The sequence below is a fragment of the Burkholderia sp. RF4-BP95 genome, from assembly GCF_001521985.1.
In the GTDB taxonomy this organism is placed as follows: domain Bacteria; phylum Pseudomonadota; class Gammaproteobacteria; order Burkholderiales; family Burkholderiaceae; genus Burkholderia; species Burkholderia diffusa.
Map to the genome: position 1 here is coordinate 1 of NZ_LOSX01000035.1, position 21,543 is coordinate 21,543.

Below are 21,543 nucleotides of genomic sequence, written 5' to 3' on the forward strand. Positions count from 1 at the left end.
ACGATGTGCGCAAACCATCGATTGACGAGCGGGTCGGACAGTTGCGTCGCGCACCGGAACGATGGTCGATCCATCTCCTGGATTCCAAAAACAAAAATGGCTGCACGAGGCGGACGCAAACGAAACAACCCGGCCGAAGCCGGGTTGAAAGTGCAAAGAAAGGGGCTATCGTGGTCGGTGGACAGCGACTAACTCGACTTGTGTCAATTTCGTCGTTCGCAAGTGGCTACCAATCATTTCTTCTATCATCCTCTTGCCTTCGGCAGTGCGCACGCCCAACGACTCGATAACCTCATCCCTTGATTTTCCACTCTGCGCCAACGCTGGCCCACGATTCGAAATAGCATAACGTTCCAGTGCCGTACGCGCCTTCTCACTTTGCAAACCCAACTCCGTTGCGATCACATCACACGACTCACCATTGCGCACGCGGTCGCGCGCGATGCTGGGAGTCGGACCGGCAGCCACAGCGAACTCCAAGAGCTCTCGAGGCGAGCACGGAGAATATGGAGAGTCCGAAGCTACCGGAGTTTCAGGAATACCGTGTTCCACTGCGACTAGCCGACAAGACGTACCGCGTATCACGCGGGCCGTCGCAATCACCATCGCGAGCTCAAGAGACGAATTTTCCGATGTCGCCTTTCGTAAATTGTCCGCAGCCGCGCGCACAAGTGCGCCCCCTTTTACGTAAGGTGTCTTGCTTTCATCGATCCATGTCGCGACGCGGACAAGGTCATCAGCCCCCCGTAGCTTGACGCAATTCGTCTCATCTGGAGACAGCGGTAACGTTTCCGAGCGCATCGCTTTCGGAAACTGGTCCGCACTGCAAGCGATTTTGACAATATCTGCGCGGACCTGATCCGCTCCAGGCTCAGCGTGCTCTATGGCTAACCTGCAAACCTTCTTGAGATCGATATTAGATACTGAAGCACCGCCTATGGGTAACATGGACGCCTCCATTGTCGATGGCTGCACTATCGAGCGGTTGCGCGTACCGCGCTATCGGATATTGATCACCTTGGCACGCGCCCCCGTTCGTGGGGCGGCGGGGCCATCATTGAGCTGCACGAGGCTTAGAAGATGTTTCAAAAAAGAGCGAAAAGGGCTGTAATGGGATGGTCACCCCACCTCGCAGCGAGTAGGCTGCTGAGACCTTTCCTCGGGAGGTCATTGCCAGGGACAACGTCACGATGATTGGGATTGATTTGGGCAAGCATTCTTTCCATCTGCATGGGCAGGATCGCGTAGGCAAAGTCGTGTTTCGCAAGAAGGTATCGCGGAAGCAGCTGCTTGAGTTCTTCGCCACGTTCCATCCTTGTACTGCTGTCATGGAGGCCTGCGCAGGTGCGCATTGGATGGCACGTAAGCTCAGCGAGTTCGGAAACGCCGTCAAGCTGATCTCTCCGCAATTCGTACGCCCGTTCGTCAAGTGCAACAAAAACGACTTCGTTGATGCCGAGGCTATATGCGAAGCGTGCGTCACGACCATCGATGCGGTTTGTGACACCCAAGACGGAATTCCAGCCGACACTTTCCGCGCCCCATCGAGTTCGCCAAGCTCCGGTTTGCGATCGGGTGTGCACGACCAACCAGATGCATGGATTCCTGCTTGAATTCGGAATCAGCCTCCCCGTCGGCCACGCTGTTGTGAAGCGCTTGCCTGCGGTACTCGCCGAGTATCGACTGCCGCCGCGCCTCGGCGCGATCCTTGACCGTTTGCATGAGCGCTTCAAATATCTTACAGAGCAGATTCGCGCTATAGAGAAGGCACTCGAAGGGCAGCTCACCGATGATTCTCTCGGTTGACGGTTACTGACGATTCGGCCTTGTACAGCCCGTTGCTCGTCTCGGTCAGCGCATTATCGTATGAGTCGCCGACGCTGGCCGCAGATGGTTCGCCAGTTCCAGTAGAGCGGGGTGCCAAATTGTCGAGAGTTACTGAGCAAAGACCATGTTGTAGTGACGAATGCAGAGTTTTGGACCATGATCGCATTTGAATAGCAATGCTCAGTGAATCGCGAGAAAGTAAAGTTTTCGCGGACCGACGGAGGAGGCAGATATGGACCCTATTGCGCGATCCGTACCATTGAGGGCTGCAGCTACAATTCGAGGGAGTAGTCCGCTTGCCGATATTTTATCGATTCGACGACAGATCGTTGAAGTTGCTTGCCAACAGAGCTTAATGCCAATGCGGGTCGAAGATCGACGAAATGCGGCGGTTCAGCTAAATAGTTGGGGGCGTATTAGGCTGCGTGACGATCTTACCCGGGTAGCGGTAAAGATTAGCGGGCGCGAAATACCTGAGCCTGTCAAACGAAATCTGGTGCGGCTTGCTGGAGAAGCGTTGCGTAATGCGACGGTGGCGGGTACGTCACTGGAACTAGCGGCTGAAATCGCACAAGCACGTGCGAAAGGTGGTGCGCGCTGCAGTGAAGTTGCGTGGGACCACGGAATCTGGCCGATCTATCCTGAGACTACAGGGAACGTGGTTCCGAAGGCCGAATTGTTCCAGGCTCAATTGGAGTTGCAAAAAGGCGTAATCGACGGACCGGCGGGCGAGCGCGTGGCTCGTGGAGAATCGTGTAAGACGGTTGCGCTCGAGCATGGAATCTGGAGCGAGTCGGCGCGGTTGGCACTGGAGCGGAAGGCAATCAATACGTCAGGGGTGAAAATGGCACTACGCGGTGAATCAGCGGCCGCGATCGCAGGGGAACTCGGGATTTGTTCCATACAAGCTCGAACGGAGTTGAGGGACATCGTCGCCTTCATTTATCCGGTGGTGCGAGGCGGTTCAATTGGAGGAATTTCTCAATACTTTTGAATCGTATTCGAGCATACAATTTAATGATGAATCTTGGGATTGGTGGTTGCGCTTAGCTCGACGATTGGAGAGTCAATTTGGAGATTTCCGTTTTCAAATAATTGAATTGATCAACGAATGCAGTTGACACTGCGATTGACCTGAACCTCGTCTACGCCGTTTTTTTAGCTTATGACCGCCTCGTACGGTGTTTTTTATTTTGTCCTATGCTCAGCTTGGCGGCTCGTCTTGGCGTAACCGCTTCGCCGCAAGCCCCGTTTCCCACGGACTACGTCACCTTGCCAGTGTCGGCCAGTCACTGCCGATTCGGCTTACTTCCTCTGGCAGCAGAGGGGGCACGCTCCGGTACTGCAACGTCAACTCCTCCGGAGCCCTGCATTCCAAGCAGGCTCAAGCAACTCACCTCCATACGGGCGGGCCACGCTGGTTGGGCGTACTATACGTGATGTCCGTCACCCAGATCTTGTTTGCCAGCCCAACATCGAAGTTGCGTTTAACGAGATTCGGCGCCAACACGGATGGCTTGCCAGCGGCGTAGTGCCGCGTCCGATAGTCATGTTGCGACATGATGTTGTTTTCTCACATCAGGCGGCCAACGCGATGCTTGTTGCACGTTTCTCCGGCCTCCCTCAGATCTTGAAGAATTCGGGGCGCTCCGTAAATTCCGTGATTGGCCTTGAAGGATGCGCGAATCAAACGCAGGAAACGCGAAAATTCCTGCGTACGATCAGAAATCGGTATTTGCAACCAAGCGTAGTAGCCGCGCGGAGTGACACACGTGACCTCGCACAATGTTCGAGTACCAGTTGGTTATCGACTGCCTACGAAATCATGGGAACTCCAGTGAAGCTGGTCGATCGTGAATTGAGTCATGAACCTATTCCGGGAACCGGGAGTCAGAGCGCGGTATCTTCTGCTGCGTTTTCGGGAATTTGTGGAGAGCAAGGATGGTAGTGGGTAGGATTGCTTGTTAATATTTTTATGAGTCTATCTTCTAGTAGGCCATAGTATCTATCCCTCGGATGCCATGCGTTGCCGGGGTGGTGAAGTGTCTCGTAATTTCCGGTTCGTGCGAATGTTTTATTGGCGATATGACTCAATGCTGTCGCCATTTGACCTGGCTTGCCGCGGTACAAGGCGAGTCTTGCATATGCCGTCGAATGATTGAATGCATGTGCTCTGACGTGCAAGATTGCGCGGTTGATGAAGTTCATGACAGTGTGTGATCCTTGTTCCATATTGAAAAGATGGCACGGCGCATCGGCGATTACCGACTGAAGTCGTGCTTCGAGCTCCCCCGCGACTCACTCGAGTCATTGGCAACGCTGATCATGCGCAACCGACGGAAGCGGAATCAACTGCTCTTAATGGGGGGGGGATTTGCTAGCGGATTAATCGACATGGTGATATGGGTTGAACATTGATTGTCAAGATTTGCGCATCAGCCTGGGCATGCCACTACCCTAAAGAGCTGGGTTTTGTCGCACGAATTGTTCGATATGCGAGGCCATGTCCCTTGATTGCAGGTTGCAATGCAATTTTGACCGTGAATCCATTGTGACGTTCATGCATATGGGATTTGCGTGAGGTGAAACTCGATAATCTCCTTTCTCGGAGGCATTTACCCCACTCGCTTTCTTTGGAGGAAGGCGAGGGCCTGGAGGTTTCGGCTGGCCCAGCTTTGCCGGGAGAGGTGTCTAGAAAGCGAGTAGGGCGGTCATCGGTGTCGCGCGTATGCATGGCGGCAATGCGGCGGGCGGTTGGCGATACGGCGTGCAAACATTGCCTTTCCAACCACGCAGCTTGTTGGCACCGACGCATGAGGTGTGGACTCCAGTGCCTGCCCACGCGACCGGTCTGAGGGTAAAGTAGGGCGTCGGTGCTTTCCGGTGCTGCGTGATCGACGACGACATGGCCAGGATTTTTATTAGGCAGCCGATGAACAGTGGCGATTGTCGCTGATTGGGCGATAGGAGGGCCGATTCCTGACGCGGGGACGTTGTTGTAGACGGCCGTACAGCGGTGAGAATGCGTGTGTCTACGCCGAAACTCGGTAATGGAGATTGCGTTCCTACGGGGATTGCATAGCGCAAGCGTGAGATTCAAGGCCGCCTTCTATACATCATGCGATGTACACCGTAAAAGTGAAGGTGAAATATCGATTTTGAGTGGAGATTGATGCGTAATTTTTCGAACTGCTTCTCCCTTCGAGGCGTTCGCCGGTGTCGATGTTCCACGTGCTGAGTTCGGGTCAACTACTGAACGCTTGGAAACGGATGTTCCGGTTGAGACTCGCGAATGGCTCTGGCAATTTGCCTAACATGATCGGCAATGGTTTGTCGACCAGGAATCAGGGATGGCATCGTCATGGCGATTTTGTCGAGACGGCTGCAATACGCGGGTTTGCTGATGAGATTGCGAGCGGCGAGGTCATTGACCAGTTCTTCGAGGGCGAGATGGTGCGCAACAAGGATGGCGGTGAGTTCGTTGCTGATATCGTCAGCTTGATCGTAAATGTCCATGCGAGTCCTTTTATACAGTAATCTATTTAACAATGATGCTATTCTACATAGAGTTCTGTCTTTCATCATATGCACTGGCTGATTCGTGAGCGATTTTTGAATGGAGGTATAATTAATGGCAACGTAGAGGCCTTGACGAGAATTTTGTAAAAAATATACGAAGGGCAAACCTTGTCGACACGATGGCAGTCGTCGAGGCGCCCTCCAAACGTGGGGGGGGTTCCTTATGGTTGGTTGAATTCCACTACTGAGAATCATTAATGATATTTGCGATATCGTTGACGATCGAAAATGGTTCGAGCTCGGAGCTTGATGTCCTTGTTGGCCGTCGTGTGACCGGCGGCTACCGCCGTGTTCTGATCGTAATCCTCCTGACCTGGCGAGCGAACTCGAAATGCGCGTCATCGAGCGTGACTCATTGTCATCGATCGCTAATGTGATGGGCGGGAAGATGAAGGTGCGACGGGTGAGGATTGTGCAAGATGTGTCCCGAGTGATGGCGCGCGTTGCCAACCAACAACCATTGCGAGGAGGGACGGGGCGTTGGACAGGAGTAAGGAGCCTCTAAAATCTATGGCCATCCCCATTTTTGCACAACTGATTTTTGACGCTGTGGTTGGCTTGCCTAAATCTGTCCGGCGTTGTTGTGGGGATGTCTCCCTGCGCCATGATGAGAGTCGCGCCTGACAATCCTGAAAAGCCGCACGGCTTCGAGAGCCAATTTTTACGTCAGGGTGCTTTTCAGGCCGTTGTGCCGTTCACGTCATCAAATTTCAGCAATCGCAAAACCAGGTGGGTGGACTTCGGTAGAGCGGATACAGAATCCGTTGGTCAGGCCGCACGGCCACCGATCCCGCGTCGAATACGGTGTTGCGGGTTGCTAGCGCCCACGCTGTGCGCGCCAGTTTGTTCACCAGTGAGCAGGCCACACGCCGTTTGAATGCCGTCGTGTCAGCATGGTGTGCCCAGGTGGCGAGCGGGCCGGTCTGCCGGGTGAGCCGCTGTATGTAGGCCCGGGCACACTGCACGAGCAGGCGCCGGGTATTCTTATTTCCCTCTTGCCTATGCCGAACAGATTGGCTCTGCCCCCGGTGCTGTACTGACGTGGCATTAACCCGACCGACGCGGCGAAGTCTCGACTACTGCCGTACTGCTTGCCATCGCCCATTTCGGCGGCCAGTACGTTTGCCGTGGCTGGACCGACGCCAGACGATGACCGATCTCATCATCGGCCAGCTGACGCGACATCTCCTTATCGATCTCGCTGATCTGTCCGGCAAGTTACTTGAAATGGCTATGTACGCGGTCGAGGATTGCGACTAGGCGTGGAAGCAAGGCATGCTCAGCAAGCACGATCGGCAAGCGTGTGATGACGGCGTGGCCGACCGGCAGGCTGATGCCGAATCCCAGCAGGAAGCCGCGCATCTGGTTGCTAGTGTTCGTGTGGTCACGCACCAGCGAATCGCGGGCGCGGTGCAGGGCGGATAGTGTTTGTTGCGCTTGCGTCTTCGGCGTTACGAACCGCATAGCAGGGCGCGACGCTGCCTAGCAGATCGCTTCGGCATCGAAGAAGCCATTCTTTGCTACTCTTGACGAAGGGCAACACGAACTGCGGGGAGAAGAGTTTGACCTGATGCCCGAGCACTGCCAGCTTGCAGGTCATGTGGTGCGCACCGGCAAAAGCCTCCACCACTACTTTGCAGACATGGAAACTGGCGAAAAACGCTACAAGCTACTTGCGGCTCACCTTGTTGCGAAACACAGCCTTGCCGTGCCCGTCCTGTCCATGAAGGTGAAATAAGTGCTTGCCGCGGTCAATTCCAGCCAGCGTCACGTTTTGCATGATGGCCTCTCCAGAAAAGAGAACACCCTACTGCGTAACGCGCATGTTGGGTGGGGGTGACCATCTCATTAGCTGCTCCCGCTGGGTGGCCGAACTTTCCTGAGAGATCGAAAGGGCGTGATCGGAAGAACGACATTCACGAACCGATAGTCGCAGGTCTGATTCGGTATGCTATCGGAATCATCTGAAAGCAGGTGGCAAGATGATGATTCTGCTCGCGCGCTGTCATATGGCGTTTCTTTGCGCGACCCAAAAACCAACGGGGACGGAAATCGGCAGATGAGCAGGCAACGATCGGTGAAAAATGGAGAAGGGGCGCCGCCCGTAAAGAGCGGCGCCAACTGCAGTCTCCAACTACAGTTGCTGACGGGGAACGCCACTTAGCAAGCCGTCAGCGAGAATCATTCTATGATGACGATTGGGCTGGCGAAATCGGAAAAATGGTGAATGCGCATCGGAAGCGGCTGATTTTTCCGGGGGGGCAGATACTCGCGGGCAAGCAGCGTCGGAGCAGGGGCTGCTGACCGCGCACGAAGCATAAGGCATCGACCGTGCTCGGACTAGAAATCCTTTCCACCATACGGTGTGTTACCGATCGACCCGCTTGATCGAGAGCTGATCAAGGAGGCCGTCCGGATGATCAACTTCGATGAGGTGATCGCGCAGAGAAAGGGATGGATTTTGTCCGCAGAGCAGTCATGCTGGCGATAGCTTTTATGATGGCGAAAGCGATCAATAGTGATACCCAATACCTGGGTGATGGGGGCATCGGAGCACAACCGTAGGTTGGCTAAATACTGACCGCGCCTGAAGTGTCGGATTTGTTTCCTGTGCTGTGCACGACGTTCTGGTAGGTGTCCTGGGTAACCGTCAAGGTGAAGCGGGAGCTCAGCAGATACGCACTAATGGGCGCGGAATGTGGCGGGAAGTGGGCGAGAGGAATTCGTTGACGGTTCGCGCAAAGCAAAAAGCAGTGCTTGCCGGCCGGCAATATGACCATGAATGCGGTGCCGCCACGTCAGCCAATTGTACGTTCCAATTTGCATCAACACGAAAATCTACCCGTAGATACATAAAGGTAATGATCGCTTGGACTCCTATCAGATACCGAATGTCGGGAGGCCACGACGATATATGCCTGCTCCGTGTTCGAATTGCGGTCAGAAGAGACCTGACGCGCCCTTGTTTTCAAACCTGTCGATCTTCTTTTACGTTACGGACCTCCGTCGGCGTGTCGAACACTTTGTAGGAATTGATCTGGCCGGATACGGACGTCGTCCCGACCGATGCCGGTGCTCCAATGCTGACGAGCCCCTTGGCGATAGGTCGGCGAGATACAGACTGGGACATTTGTGTGACACGATCATGCCAACGCAATGCGCGACCGATAGGAGTCTGAGGCATTGCGCTGCCCATGATGCGAGGTGAGCTGCCGATTCCAACGCAGGTATTTTTTAGGTGCAGCGCACTGGAGAGACAGAACCCGTTGACAGCTTTCGAGCGAGAGAGGGGAGGGCGCAGTGGGGTGCTTTGGACGGCTCTCTTGGCCACAGGTGGGATTTTGGGAAGTGCCCGGATCGTCATGGTAGTTCCTCCTTTAACCAAGGTGAATTGTTGTCGATCGTCTATCGACTCGCTTGCAGAATCCGTCCATGCAAAGAACCAGTGTAACCATGCCGGGATATCGGGCCCAATACGTTATTGTTGAAAAAGCGATGCGCGAAAGCGGAGAACGGATTGAATTCGACACCTCAGGCAGTGCGAGGAGGATGGAGGGGCGCGATTAAACCCGTTTGGTATTGCCGCGGCGATGCTGGGGCAGGCGAGGTCGGGGGGAAGCGAGCGTAGGTTTAGGTGGGTGGCAGACGCGCGTGAACTGATCGAACGGCGGCCGGTGGCCTGCGCGGAGACGTCATTCCAACGGGGCCCAGCGGGTGAACTGTCATGCTCGCCAGCTGGGCGGATCTATCCAGCTGGCGAGGTTTGGGCGGGCAGCAGATTCCCAATGTCCCAAGCATCCATCGACGAACGGCGCTGCTGTATCGATGCCGACTGCCCGGGTTTCCCTATTTTTTCCGCAGGGTACGTGTTGGTTGACGCAATTCAACCTCCCCGATCAGCCGCCCAGTTTCATTCGAGCCAAATCAACGTCCGTCGACGCGACGCTGAATGGCGGAGGGTACGTTGCCGATACCTTAGCCAGGCGGGACGGCACTTGGTTGAGCGCGAAGATGGGCATTGAGTGCATCCCACAATTTGATTCGTGCGGTGACAGCAATGAAGCCGGCCTTGAGGGTGGCTTCCAGTTTGTGCGGTTCGCCTCCCGTGACGTCTTGAATCAGGGTGCGTGCGGCTGGACCATGCTCCGCGTCATCGACCTGGATGTGGCGCCTCAAATAGTAGTTGAGCAGGGGAATCTGTTGATGGTCGACTCGCCAGCGGTCCAGCAGCGTGCGGAACATGTCGGGAATGATGTCCTCCCGGCCGAAGAGAAATGCGCCGAGGACTTCGTGCGTCGAATTTTCCTCGCATGTTCGAAGGGTGGTATTGACGAACGTTTGAATTGGCAACGGGGCCTCTACGCGGATCAATGCATTGTTGACATCAACGCCGGCGCGAACCAGCTTGATAAAGTGTTGAATGCGGGAGGGTGATGCACCGATATCACGCATGGCGTGCATATAGAGATCAAAGTGACTCATGAAACCAAGTGGGGTGTGGTCGCATTCTTCTCCAAGGACGATTTCGTTGATCAGGCGGGTCGTGTTACCGCTGCAGGCGGGTATCCAGGGGACGGACACGCAGGTCAAATCGTTCTGTAGCCGTTTGAGAAGCGACATGAAATCCCAAACTGCATACACATGCCATTCCATAAAGGTCCGTAAATCAGGGTGAGACTGGATGGCGTTAAAAACGGGATGATTGACCAACAGGCGGCGTTGCATGGCAATCGCCGTTTCAATGGTGGACAATCGGGCCTCGAAATTCTCCATGGTGTCGATCGAAAAAGATTGGACAAGCTCGGGGCTAGAGATTAAGGGGCGGAGCAACGTACACCTTGTATTGAAGCAGGACAAGTGACGACGATGAAATCTGGCCGGTCGACTAAAACAGTGATCGGCACGTAGATATGATTATTTAGGAAGGCGGACGATAAATTATTGGCCGTGCATTGACAAGCTGTCAGAGCCGACAGGTTTGCCGCGAGTGGCTGTCAATGGGGTGCCCCAAGGGCGGCTGGTGGCGGAATCAAGGGGTTAAGGCGGCGCGTAGAATGATCGCTCGACTACAGTCGCTGGCGGGATCCGCGGCTGGTGGCGGTGCGACTTCGATGTCAGTGAATCGCCACCCTGCGATTGGGCAGCGTCGGACACTGCCTTGACCGACGCGATGTCCCAGGATTCGAGTGCAGATAAGGGTGTGCTCGCTGCCGCTCACATGCGACGGCAGGGTGACAGCATGGCGTGGGGCGGATATTGAGCTACGCGGCGTCCGATTTCACCAGCTTGGTTGAGTTGTCAATGTCGCACAGGTGCTGGGGTCGTCCGGATCCGGCGAAAAGATCTGGTTTTCCCAGTTGGCCAGCATACACTTCCACTCGAACTCGGCGGGAGTCATCGGGGTATTTTGGGTGGCGTAAGGTGAGCCGGAGGATTGTTGGTGAGTTGCGGTAAGTCGCTGATCGAGAGAGGGAGGCGGCGTTGAGCCGGAGGGATTTCCCTCGGATGCGAGGTGACGTACAAGCGATGAAATTGGGTGCATGGTGATTATTCCTTGCATTTGGGATTAACAAGCAGGGCGTCATACTGTTGCAGAGCACTATCAAGAAAGTGTCGCGTCAGGTTGCGAGTCCTGGCAGCTTGTAACGGATGGTCCACGGCGCGCAAGGTCGTTTGGACGATTGAATCCGCCACGGTGGTGGTGTCAAATTCAACAACCTCGTCTCCCCATCGGACGGCGAAAACCGTACCATCGACAAGGTCGATTTGCGCGGATACACCGGCCTGTTCGAGTTGTTGGCGTAAAGCGGGCCTGATTGCCTTCGCATGTTGCGGCAGGGAAACGGACATTGGTGCGGACCGGTACGTTTCTCGCTGGCGAATTAGGTCTTCGGTGAGGCGCATAAGCCACGTCGGATCGTCGAGATGGCCGGCCAGGGTATGCGTGACGTTCGCTACCACCTGATCGTGGAGCGTCACCTGCCAGCGTTCACAATTCGCAAAATAGGTTGCGACGAGAGCGGCGGCTTGAGCCAGTCCAGCCTCATGACCTTGCAAAAAAGCGTGGTCGCGGCGAGCTTGTGCTGCTTTTTCCGCGTCATGGACGAGGCCTTTGGCACGATGCTGAGCGTCCTTGAGCAGATTGGTCGCGCGCGTGGCGCGTCGCAACGACGCGTATGGTATGACCGCGTTGTCAACCAGCGGTAGGTCGGGGAGTTGGCGCATGGGTGTCAAGGGCATAGTGATGAGCAAGCGAGAAAAGAAACGGTGGGATGGCCGTGTCGGTCGACGGATTGCGCAGTTGCTCCGTGAGCGAGCGGGTGACGCTGGAGGGAAACAGTAACGGCAACCGGGCACGCAAGGCCGGGGGCATGCGCCGAAATACCGGAGCGAGACAAGCTGATCCGGCTGCGAAGATGTCGCTCTCCTGCAGACGGATGCCAGCATCCATGGTCGGAACGGCCGGCACCCGGATCAGTAAGAATTGACGAGCGAGTTCATCGAGTCTTGGGTACCATGCCTGCTCGATGAGTGGAGTGCGCACGCGCAACAAGCCGAGCAGATAGCAGATCCGTCGCAGGTGCGACCACGATCGCACACACGTGATGATGTCGGGATCGTGTCGGAACGCGAAGTCACACGAGACTGGTAAGGCCCAGTGCTCGATCAACCACTGATTGGCAAGCGACTTGGGTAGTCGCGTCAGGTCAAGGCCATGGAGTTGATGATGGTCCGGATCTGTGTATCGGAGCGGCGCGTACAGAATCGGGAACAGTGCGCGTGGATTCACGACGGTCTCTCCGTCGTGGTGGCAACAGAGGTGGTCGGCGCAGCAACGGTTGGTTCTGCATGTTCGTTTTCGAGTGTTGCGTCGTCTTCGCTTCGACGCAGGCTCGGCAGCAGTGCCCGCACCGACGTGCCAGGGGTTTTGCGGTATCGCCACCAGAGACCTGCAGCGAGGCTCGCGAGGAGCGCGGGAATCGCCAGCAGACCGTATAGCCACGTCGGCGAAACAGATCGAGGTTCGGTCGCAGCGGCCCGGAAAATCGCGGGGGCACGATAGAGAATGACGGAGATATCGTCATAATCGATATGGGAAAAGCTATTCTTGATGAAACGCTTGACTTCGCTGACGAGTACCGCCTGATCGACATCGTTGCGGTAGGTGATCAACGCCGATACGTGCATATTGGGCTCGCTTTTGATGAGCTCGGATTGTTGCAGCGGATAGCTCACCTGAACGCGCGCGCTGACAACGTTGTGCATCGCGGCTAGATTCTCTTCGAGGCGCTGCTCGACGGCGGACAGCAATCGAGCTTGCTCTGCCTGGGGGGACGCGACGAGGGAGTCGGACGGGAAAGCCTGGGCAATCTCAACACGCGGGGGAGAGGGCAGGTTGTATTTGTCCAGGAGGTCGACCGACGCCGGGAAATCGGTTTGCCCAACATCGACCGCATATCCGGATTTGCCTTGATCGACTTTCGCGACGTGGATGTCGTGTGCTTGCAGAACGGCAACCACTTCATTCGCCTGTGATTCGGATAGGCCGTGCAGCAGCGCCTGCTGATTGCAGGCGCTGAGCAGGCAGACGATTGGGAGGATCCCATATCTGACTAGGCGATTCATTGCTTATTGAGCCTTCACCAGCGTTTCGACGGCGGAAATGGCTTTGCGTGATAGCTCGCCCGCCATCGTAATCTCGATGTTGTAGTCGGACATTGCTGCTTGCAGTTTCGCCAGATGAGAAGGATCGCTCGGATCACCCGCAATGACGTGATTGATGGCCGCCATATGGGTATTGGCGGAATTGTTCATATGCTGGAACGCTTGCTGCACCATGTCGTCGAGTGATGCCGGAGCATGAGCGGATTCGACAGGGGAAACATCGAAGACCGCCGGCGCGCCGTGAATGGACGGAATAGACATAAACACAACTCCGGAAGGATGATTTAACGATAGTTCCCGAGGATCGTCTTGTCGACATCTGACAACGCGTGAACGGTACTCGTCTGTGCATTGCGGTAGATGCTGAATTCGGATACAACTTCCTGATATTGCGCAAGGTAGACCGGGTCGCTGGGCGAAGTCGACAGCATACTCATGGCCTGCTTCATTTGATTGCTCAGATCGCCAACGCCCGTATCGAAAGCTGCACCTGCGTTCCAGATATAGTCACCGTCGGCAGGCTTTAGATCTGTACCCAACATATTCGAAGAATTAGGAAAGCTTACGTTCATACTCATATCACTCCATTGAGAGGTTGAGGAAAATACCAAGAATCAGGATGGACCAGAATGTAGCGGCCATCACCGTCCCAGTAGGATTTGTCGTTGAGCCGGCTCGGACGCATCGCGATATCGAAATTGACATAACGTGTTCCCCAAAGCTGGCTGAAACGCAAAACTCGGTTTTGCAGGGCGGCCAATTGCGTATCCGTAGGCGAGCCGAGCAATTCAAACGTGACGCCCTGAGGGCGCGGGGTGACCCGATAGTGGGCATCGATCGCGTCGAGCATCGTACGCGCGGACTGTTCGATCGTCTGCATGTTGGTGACGAGCACCTGGGGCCGCGTAGCATAAGGCACAAGCTGTTGAACCTGTTGCTCAAGCCGTGACACATCAATGCGGGCATCGGTGCCACCCATCACAACCACGGTGGGTGAGGCGGGTGTATCCAGCCGGATCGACACGACGGTAATGCCCTGCGTGATCAACTGGTGCTCCAGTTGCCGTTTCTCCCTGGCGAGCGACGTGACTTGGACGTGTCGGGTTGGCGACGCCTTGAGCAGTGCCTGTCGATCCCAGTCAGCGCCGTCATCGGTGCTGCTGATTACATGAATAATTCCATCGCGGCCGGGCAGTATTGCATTTGGCGCCGGAGCTTGGGCCAGCATATTGGCGACGGTGGCCAATTGTCGCGACGAAACGTAGGAATGCACTTGCCAATATCCGATGCCAGTGAGGATCGCGACGAGCACGATCGCCAGCAACGCAACCCATCGGTAATGAACGCGCCGCGCTTTGGCGTCGACAGCCGATTCGGGTTGGCACGCCGATCCTGGCCCATCGGACTCCACCGCCGGCGAGAAGTTCAGCACCGCATCGCTCCAAGACTCATCGACGTGCTTGACTGCAAAAGCAACTGCGCCATGGCGCAGCGGCGCATTGTGCGCGAACGACAAGCACTCGATTTGATCGTGCCCCACAAATTCAACCTGATGCGTGTTCCAGTGAGGTTCGCCATCCGGATCAGGATGCACGCCATCCGATGACAGGCGCAGGCGGAAGTGGCCAGTCGAGCCTGGATACGGAATGTAGAGCACGTTTGTGGCCTGCTCGAGTGCGCAGACCGTGCTGCGTTCGCCAGGAGCGGTGGCTGGTACATCGTTTCCCACATGGAAGAACACCTCGCTTTCCGGCAACCGAATATCGACGCCGAAGAGGGGGCCGAACAGGATGCGCAGCTGATACGCGTGGCGCGCCGGAGAATCATTTTCCGGGAGCGATTGCGTAAATGCGGTGCCGCTGTCGTGCGAGGTGTCCTCCGGGGCTAGATGAAAAGGTGAGGTGTCGAGATGAGTCATCCAAAAAGAGCTAGAAAAATGAGCGCGTCAGTGCCTGCGGGCGCCGCCCAAGTGAAATGGAGTAATGGATTATGCGGAAGGGAGTGGGGGCGTGGCATGAAAAATCGATGATTTGTTTATCAATTCATCCTGATGCTGATCTGACAGCGGGACAAATCACCGAACACGGCAGAGGATATATCTATTTCAATATCGGATTTTTCTTAAAATCGCTAAACGGTGTTGGGCGAATATTGCTCGAATGATAACCTCCGTACTGAAATAAATTGTCGGCGAATCGGCGGTCATCCTTCGATTTCATGCCGATGCATCGGAGGTCAAAGCATGGAACTGGCTCGGGCAGTACGTTTGGGGTGGCATATGGTGCGCGTCGCGCAGCCACGTGCTTTCAGGCGGCCGTCGGTATTGGTAATCCGGCCGGTCACGGATTCCGTCTTGCTGGAGGTCGTGACATCCAGTGAGCGTCGGTGCACCACGTCGGTCACTGACAGCAAATCGCTCCTCGTAGCGGGCGTGCACGAATTCGAAGTCACCGCTCGAACTGGCGCATGGCGCTATCAGCGTATTCCATTGTCGCTGCTCGCGAAATTGCTGGCGTTTATCGAAGCGGGTTTTGCCATGCCTGCCTCGGCGGGCGAGAGGGGCACGGTGTCGTTGATCGAGGTGCCGGGCGGCTTGAGTGCTGACCATATCGAGCGATGGATGGTCGAGCGGGCCATCGAGCGCGATGGACAGATGGCGGCGTTATTCGAATTGCTGCGCGCGAACGAGAGCTATGGCCTTGTGCGGTTCCTGCTGGCGGAGCGCTTGAGTTTCAAATCTGTGACAGATCTCAGTCGCCAATACGGCGTATCGGAATCGCATTTTAGACGTCTGTGCCGGCAAGCGCTGGGGACAAGCCTGAAGGGCGAATTGCGTCGCTGGCGCGCGGCCGGGGTGGTGCTGGGGATTGTGGATGAGCGCAAGTCGCTTACCGAGTTGGCGATCGGCTCCGGGTTTTCATCGTCGTCACATCTGTCAAAAGAGGTGAAGGACTTTTTGGGTATTTCACCTTGCAAGATACGGCAAGGTCAATAAGGATAATGCATGAAGTATTTGAAAGCGGCGCCACGTATCGCCGCGCTGTTCGGATTGTGTTGCGTGATAGTGCGCGTGGCGTGCGCTGCGCCTTTGGCGATGCCCATGAAGCCCTCTGTCGATGCGCCCGTTTCTGCGTCGCAGGCGGCGTCCGTCAGCAGTGCTGCCGTTTGGGCGCCGGATGACGCTGGCGCGGCGAATGATCCGCACGAGGTGCGTGCAGACTCTTCTCCCGCGTTCATGGCCAATGATGCCAGTCTTGCTGCGCTGACCAACGCGATTGCGGCGCGGCTTAATCGCGCGGTCGTGCTGAGTGACCGGGTGCGGCACAAGCATGTTACGGGGCGGTTTGATTTGGTTCATCCACGCGCTGTGCTCAAACAGCTGTCCAATCAGATGGGGTTGCTGTCCTACGACGATGGCTCGTCGATTTACTTGTACGACGATGGCGAGATCAAGAATGCAGTGGTGTCGATGCAGCACGCCACGGTGCGCAATCTGCGCAATTTCGTTCGCGAGACGCATTTGCTGGATCCGTCGTTCCCAATTCGGGGTGACGATTCGGGCGGTACATTTTATGTAACCGGTGCACCCATCTATGTGAACCTGGTGACGGCGGCCGCCAAGTATTTGGACCAAATGCGTGGCAGTGTGCAGAGCGGCAGGCAGGTGGTCAAGGTCGTGACCCTGCACAACAGCTTTGTCGACGACCGCCGATATATGTTGCGTGATGAGCCTGTCGATATTCCGGGCATGGCGACGGTCCTGTCGCAGATCTTTAGTGGTCAACCGGCATCAAGCAATGGGGCTGGGACACCGGAAACCGACTCGACGCCGGGCAAAGCCACCCATGCTGATCGGCAGGATACCTCGCCGTTTTCGGTGGGCGACGCGTTGCCGGCGCCCGCAGCCGAGGCTTCCGCTTCACCTGTTGTTGCACCTCACTCGGGGGCATTTTCGGTGAGTGCGGAAACGGACGTGAGGGCCATTGCGTACCCTGATACCAACAGCATCGTGCTCACCGGTCCCATGGACAAGGTTCAGGATATGGAAAGCCTGATTCATTCACTGGATATTTCGAAACGCCAGATCGAATTGTCGTTATGGATCATTGATATCAAGAAGAGCTGCCTGGATCAACTGGGCGTGAATTGGCAGGGCACGTTCGGCTCGGACACGATTTCGGGAAATTTCAACGGAACCGACAATACGACTACGCTGAACGGTCCCAAATTCCTTGCGTCGATCATGGCGCTACACCAAAACGGTGACGCTACGATCGTGTCGCGCCCGATCCTGCTGACGCAAGAGAACATGCCCGCTGTCTTCGACAACAACCAGACGTTTTATGCCAAGCTGATCGGCGAGCGGGCTGTTTCGCTTGAGCATGTGACCTACGGCACGATGATCAACGTTTTGCCGCGATTGACAGCCAATGGTTCGCAAGTCGAGATGCAGGTCGATGTAGAGGATGGCAATGCAAATGGCGATGATGCGAACGGCGCGTCGCCACTGCCGCTCGTGAATCGCACCGAAATCGACACGGTAGCGCGCGTGCCGCGCGACATGAGTTTGCTAATTGGCGGCAATACGCGCGACGATGCGCGCCGTCACCACTATCGTATTCCCGGATTGGCCAGTATTCCTTATATCGGTGGCTTGTTTCGCTGGCATACCGAAAGCCATGACCAGATGGTGCGGGTTTTTCTGATCCAGCCCAAGGTGCTGGGCGCCGGCGCGACGTGGCGAAAGGGTCAGGCGTGGCAGTCGGGCGATATCGAGAATAACGCAGCGTTGCGCGCGACCGTGAATCTGTTGCGTCCGTATATGGAGGCGCACTAATGGCTGCCATTACGAATATTCCGGGTAACCGATTTTCGGGGCGGAGCTTGAGCGGGAGTGCGCGCCTCGACCGGGACCCGTCGCTCGACCAGGGGCCGGACGAGCAGGTCGAGCAGGTCGAGCTTGTGGCGGCACAGCTGGTGGAGGCGGAGGACGACGCGGCGGAATTGCTGGCGCAGTTCGGCCGGTTTCGATCGGTGGACCGGCGCACGCGACGCACCGACGATCTCGAACGAATGCTGGATCCCGAGGCCGGAGACAAGCTGGACGAGCTCGCGAACGCGCTGAAAGGCCAGACGGCGTCAAGTTCACGTGGCGTGGTGGCAGTGCTGCGAGAGGTGATGCAACGTTTTCCCGACGGCAGCGACGCGTTGCTAGCGCTGCGCGAGCTGAGGCGGCGGCGCAAGCTCGACGGCGAGCCAACCGAGGTGCTCGATGAAGCGATCGACGAGCTCATGCGAGGTAATGAGGCGCGTGCCATCAAGGCTGGCATCAACGTCGCGCTCAAGGCACGCGCATTCGCCACGCAGTTGCGATTGGACCCGCGACGTCTGCGCGAGCTGTACCGGCAGTTTCTCGAATTTGCAGAGGCGTATCGGGTCGTGTACGAAAGCTGGATCGAGGAATTCGGTATCGCACGTCGCAAGCGCATTCTCGAATATGTCGGTGCCGCCCTGAAATACGACATGCAGTCGCTAGATCCGAGTGGCGGGTGTGCGGCTGAGTTTGGTCCGCTGCTGACATCGATAGGGCACTTGCGTGCGCTGTCGTCGGCTGATGCGATTTTTCTCGGGCGTTTGCTGGATCCCGGGCCCGAATCAGTGCAACTGGTGTCGGAGGAGCTGGCAATCCACATGATGCTGACAGGCTTGCAGCGCCCCTATGACATGCAGTCGGTGCTTGCGGAGTCGTTGGGTTCGGTGTTGAGCGTACTTCCGGCGGAGCGGTGCTCGGAAGTGATGCAACGCGTTTCGCGTGCCTTTGCGACGATCCCATCGAGTTTGTACGACAGTATCGAGGAGCGGCATGCCGTACTCGATACGCTGCGCGATTGTATGACCGCACTTCATACCGAGGAAAGCAAGCAAAAGCGCCGCGCGACATTGTCCGTCTCGCGTACAGCGGATTGAAGAACATGAAGAATGTACTGACCCGTATTCAGTCACGACCGGAACTCATTATCGTGGCGTTGATGGTGCTGGTGATCGCGATGCTGATCGTGCCGCTGCCGGCGTATGTGCTCGATTTCCTGATCGGCTTCAACATCGTGCTGGCGCTGTTGGTCTTCATGGGATCGTTCTACATCGTGAACGTCCTGGAGTTTTCGACTTTTCCGTCGATCCTCTTGATTACGACACTGTTCCGACTGGCGCTGTCGATTAGTACCGCTCGTTTGATCCTGTTGCAGGCTGAGGGGGGGAAGATCATCACGACGTTCGGTCAGTTCGTGATTGGCGACAACCTGATGGTGGGTTTTGTTGTGTTCGCCATTGTGACGATCGTACAGTTCATCGTGATTACAAAAGGGGCCGAGCGTGTGGCCGAGGTCGCTGCGCGCTTTTCGCTCGACGGGATGCCCGGCAAGCAAATGAGTATCGATGCCGATCTCAAGGCCGGAATCATCGACAGTGAGGGTGTTAAGGAGCGTCGCCGCTCGCTTGAGCAGGAAAGCCAGCTATATGGTGCGTTCGATGGTGCGATGAAGTTCATCAAGGGCGATGCGATTGCCGGGATCGTGGTGATTTTCGTGAACCTGATTGGCGGGATTGCCGTGGGGATCATGCAACACGGGATGACGATGTCGCAGGCGCTGACCACCTATACCATCCTGACAATTGGAGATGGGCTGGTCGGCCAGATTCCGGCATTGCTGATTGCAATTGCAGCAGGCTTCGTGGTGACGCGCGTAGGCGGTTCCGGAAAAAACCTGGGGCAGGGCATTGTGGGGGAGCTCTTCACGAACCCGTTCGTCCTGTTGGTTACCGCAGTCATTGCACTGGCGATTGGTATCTTGCCGGGCTTTCCGTTCATCGTATTTTTGGTGATTGCGATTGGACTGGGGGCGGTGGTCTTGCGCAAGCGCATGGCGACGCGCGTCGCGGCTGGCGAACCGGCGCCGAAGGGGCTGGTGAGCAAAGTGGCGGCTGGCCTGAAGGGCGCGTCGGCTCATGGGGCGGCGCCGGAACTGAAGCCAAAGCTGGACGTTGATCGATTGATTCCAGAAACGGTCCAGTTGATGCTTGTGGCATCCGAACAGAATCGCGAATCGATGGAATCCCAGGATGTGATCGCCAAACTGCGTGAACGGGCGTTTATCGAAATGGGGGTTCGCCTGCCCGATATCCACGTGCAATACGCGCCTGACGTTGATGCGTGCAAGGTGATGCTCCTGATCAATGAAATTCGCGCCGCGACGTTTTCCATCGCATTTGACCGTCATCGTGTAATCGGATCGACTGCGATTCTGGACGGTTTGCAGATGAACCCGCTGCTGCTGCCGGATAACGCCGGCGGAGAGGCGTATTGGGTAAAGACAGAGCAGGTGCAGGGATTGCACCGGATGGATGTCCAGACACGTTCCGCGCTGGATGACCTGTATGGCCAGTTTTTGTCAGTAGTATTGCGCAACATAACGGAGTTCTTTGGAATCCAGGAGGCGAAGCGATTACTGGATGATATGGAAAAAAAATATCCCGAGCTGCTCAAGGAAAATTACCGTCATGTTTCAGTGCAGCGTATCTCTGAAGTATTTCAGCGTTTGCTGAAGGAACGCATTTCCGTGCGAAATATGAAACTGATTCTTGAGTCGCTGGCGCAATGGGGGCCGCGCGAAAAGGATCCTGTGATGCTGGTTGAGCATGTCCGGGGGGCGCTTGCGCGCTATATCACGAACCGTTTTGCCGTCAGTGATCGACTGAACGCCGTGGTCTTGTCCGCCGAGTTTGAAGAGCGAGTCAATAAGGGCGTGAGGCAAACCTCCAGTGGTTCATTTTTGAATCTGGAGCCCGCTCAAAGTGAAGCGTTATTGGATTTGCTGGAAACCGGACTGGGGGGGATCGGATATTCGCAATGTGATGTCGTTGTTTTAACTTCGATGGAGGTTCGGCGTTTCGTCAAGCGTTTGATCGAGAGCCGGTTCACCGAACTCGAAGTGCTGTCGTTCGGGGAAGTCGCTGACGGTGTCGAAGTCGACGTGTTGCGCACGGTATAAAGGAGGATATTCACCATGAATATCGATATGGTTAAGTTGGTACGTGACAGCATGGCATTGCTTGGCTGCTCAAATCTGGTTGATGAGAAACTGGATGGGCACTCGCCGATTCGGTTGAGTTTCAACTCGGTGCCGGATATGTATGTTCAATGCGAGGATGAGCACATCAGGATCTGGAGCAAGCTCGAATTCAGTGGTGATCTTCAGTTGTCGAACGCCGCGTCGGATTTGCTTGGGTACCTGATGCCACGCGTTTCGGCGCATTTTGTGGTGCATCGGCCGTTGTTGTCGTTGGTCGATGAGGAGTTGCTGCTTCATGGTCAGGTCGAGGACATGTGTGGGTACGATGTCGAGGCCTTTACCGAGGCGCTGCAGTCCTTTTATGAGGATCTGTGCGCTGTCAACGAGATTTTGACACGATAGG

Annotated in this window: 17 protein-coding genes and 2 pseudogenes; 8 read left to right on the forward strand and 11 right to left on the reverse strand. The window is 56.0% G+C overall.

Annotated features, from left to right (window positions below; translation table 11 throughout):
- The 3 genes and pseudogenes from WS46_RS36215 to WS46_RS35315 all read left to right on the forward strand — a co-directional run.
- Positions 1 to 192: hypothetical protein (locus WS46_RS36215; protein WP_218921253.1), on the forward strand; the 192-nt coding region annotated here is incomplete at its 5' end.
- 998 nt (positions 193 to 1,190) lie between these two features.
- A pseudogene (locus tag WS46_RS14900) lies at positions 1,191 to 1,803 on the forward strand (IS110 family transposase); the annotation flags it as partial.
- Between the two features lie 256 nt (positions 1,804 to 2,059).
- The gene (locus WS46_RS35315; RefSeq protein ID WP_156441428.1) at positions 2,060 to 2,821 is read left to right on the forward strand and encodes a hypothetical protein; all 762 of its coding nucleotides are present in this window, start codon (positions 2,060 to 2,062) and stop codon (positions 2,819 to 2,821) included.
- A 579-nt stretch (positions 2,822 to 3,400) separates the two neighbouring features.
- Here WS46_RS35315 and WS46_RS36880 read toward each other — a convergent pair.
- The 11 genes and pseudogenes from WS46_RS36880 to WS46_RS14940 form a co-directional block, all read right to left on the reverse strand.
- Positions 3,401 to 3,613: an IS3 family transposase gene (locus WS46_RS36880; protein ID WP_082725329.1), complete on the reverse strand. Its 213-nt coding sequence runs from the start codon at positions 3,611 to 3,613 to the stop codon at positions 3,401 to 3,403.
- 104 nt (positions 3,614 to 3,717) lie between these two features.
- Positions 3,718 to 4,035, reverse strand: a complete 318-nt coding sequence (locus WS46_RS35320; RefSeq protein WP_156437308.1) for a hypothetical protein — start codon at positions 4,033 to 4,035, stop codon at positions 3,718 to 3,720.
- A 1,041-nt stretch (positions 4,036 to 5,076) separates the two neighbouring features.
- Positions 5,077 to 5,343 (reverse strand): hypothetical protein, encoded by a 267-nt coding sequence (locus tag WS46_RS35325; protein WP_156437309.1) that lies wholly within the window; start codon positions 5,341 to 5,343, stop codon positions 5,077 to 5,079.
- An 839-nt stretch (positions 5,344 to 6,182) separates the two neighbouring features.
- Positions 6,183 to 7,186 (reverse strand): annotated as a pseudogene (locus tag WS46_RS33920) (IS110 family transposase); the annotation flags it as partial.
- Positions 7,187 to 9,381: 2,195 nt separating this feature from the next.
- On the reverse strand, positions 9,382 to 10,179 hold the full coding sequence (locus tag WS46_RS14910; protein WP_059532901.1) for a DUF3050 domain-containing protein: 798 nt from the start codon (positions 10,177 to 10,179) through the stop codon (positions 9,382 to 9,384).
- A 774-nt stretch (positions 10,180 to 10,953) separates the two neighbouring features.
- Positions 10,954 to 11,631 carry a hypothetical protein gene (locus WS46_RS35330; protein WP_156437310.1) on the reverse strand — a complete coding sequence of 226 codons (678 nt, stop codon included), beginning with the start codon at positions 11,629 to 11,631 and terminating at the stop codon, positions 10,954 to 10,956.
- Complete coding sequence (locus WS46_RS33925; protein ID WP_175981865.1) at positions 11,600 to 12,196, reverse strand: type III secretion apparatus protein OrgA/MxiK; 597 nt, start codon at positions 12,194 to 12,196, stop codon at positions 11,600 to 11,602. The genes WS46_RS35330 and WS46_RS33925 overlap by 32 nt, the downstream gene beginning before the upstream one ends.
- Positions 12,193 to 13,032, reverse strand: coding sequence for a type III secretion system inner membrane ring lipoprotein SctJ (gene sctJ / locus WS46_RS14925; protein ID WP_082722052.1), 840 nt, complete (start codon positions 13,030 to 13,032; stop codon positions 12,193 to 12,195). The genes WS46_RS33925 and sctJ overlap by 4 nt, the downstream gene beginning before the upstream one ends.
- A 3-nt stretch (positions 13,033 to 13,035) precedes the next feature.
- Positions 13,036 to 13,332, reverse strand: a complete 297-nt coding sequence (sctI, locus tag WS46_RS14930) for a type III secretion system inner rod subunit SctI (RefSeq protein ID WP_059532857.1) — start codon at positions 13,330 to 13,332, stop codon at positions 13,036 to 13,038.
- 23 nt (positions 13,333 to 13,355) lie between these two features.
- A complete protein-coding gene (gene sctF / locus WS46_RS14935; RefSeq protein ID WP_257127640.1) occupies positions 13,356 to 13,649 on the reverse strand; it encodes a type III secretion system needle filament subunit SctF in 294 nt (97 codons plus the stop codon).
- Complete coding sequence (locus tag WS46_RS14940) at positions 13,646 to 14,989, reverse strand: PrgH/EprH family type III secretion apparatus protein (protein WP_059532861.1); 1,344 nt, start codon at positions 14,987 to 14,989, stop codon at positions 13,646 to 13,648. The genes sctF and WS46_RS14940 overlap by 4 nt, the downstream gene beginning before the upstream one ends.
- 324 nt (positions 14,990 to 15,313) lie before the next feature.
- On the opposite strand from WS46_RS14940, the gene WS46_RS14945 reads away from it, so the two are divergent.
- From WS46_RS14945 to WS46_RS14965, 5 genes are read left to right on the forward strand one after another with little or no spacing between them, the layout of a single operon-like run.
- Positions 15,314 to 16,066 carry a helix-turn-helix domain-containing protein gene (locus WS46_RS14945; RefSeq protein WP_059532862.1) on the forward strand — a complete coding sequence of 251 codons (753 nt, stop codon included), beginning with the start codon at positions 15,314 to 15,316 and terminating at the stop codon, positions 16,064 to 16,066.
- A 9-nt stretch (positions 16,067 to 16,075) separates the two neighbouring features.
- Entirely contained in the window at positions 16,076 to 17,908 is a 1,833-nt protein-coding gene (gene sctC, locus WS46_RS14950) for a type III secretion system outer membrane ring subunit SctC (protein WP_059532865.1), read from the forward strand.
- The gene (gene sctW / locus WS46_RS14955; RefSeq protein WP_059532868.1) at positions 17,908 to 19,038 is read left to right on the forward strand and encodes a type III secretion system gatekeeper subunit SctW; all 1,131 of its coding nucleotides are present in this window, start codon (positions 17,908 to 17,910) and stop codon (positions 19,036 to 19,038) included. Before sctC ends, sctW begins: the two co-directional genes overlap by 1 nt.
- Before the next feature lie 5 nt (positions 19,039 to 19,043).
- Positions 19,044 to 21,119, forward strand: coding sequence for an EscV/YscV/HrcV family type III secretion system export apparatus protein (locus WS46_RS14960; protein ID WP_059532904.1), 2,076 nt, complete (start codon positions 19,044 to 19,046; stop codon positions 21,117 to 21,119).
- Positions 21,120 to 21,134: 15 nt separating this feature from the next.
- Positions 21,135 to 21,542, forward strand: coding sequence for a hypothetical protein (locus tag WS46_RS14965; RefSeq protein ID WP_059532871.1), 408 nt, complete (start codon positions 21,135 to 21,137; stop codon positions 21,540 to 21,542).
- Position 21,543: the final 1 nt, after the last annotated feature.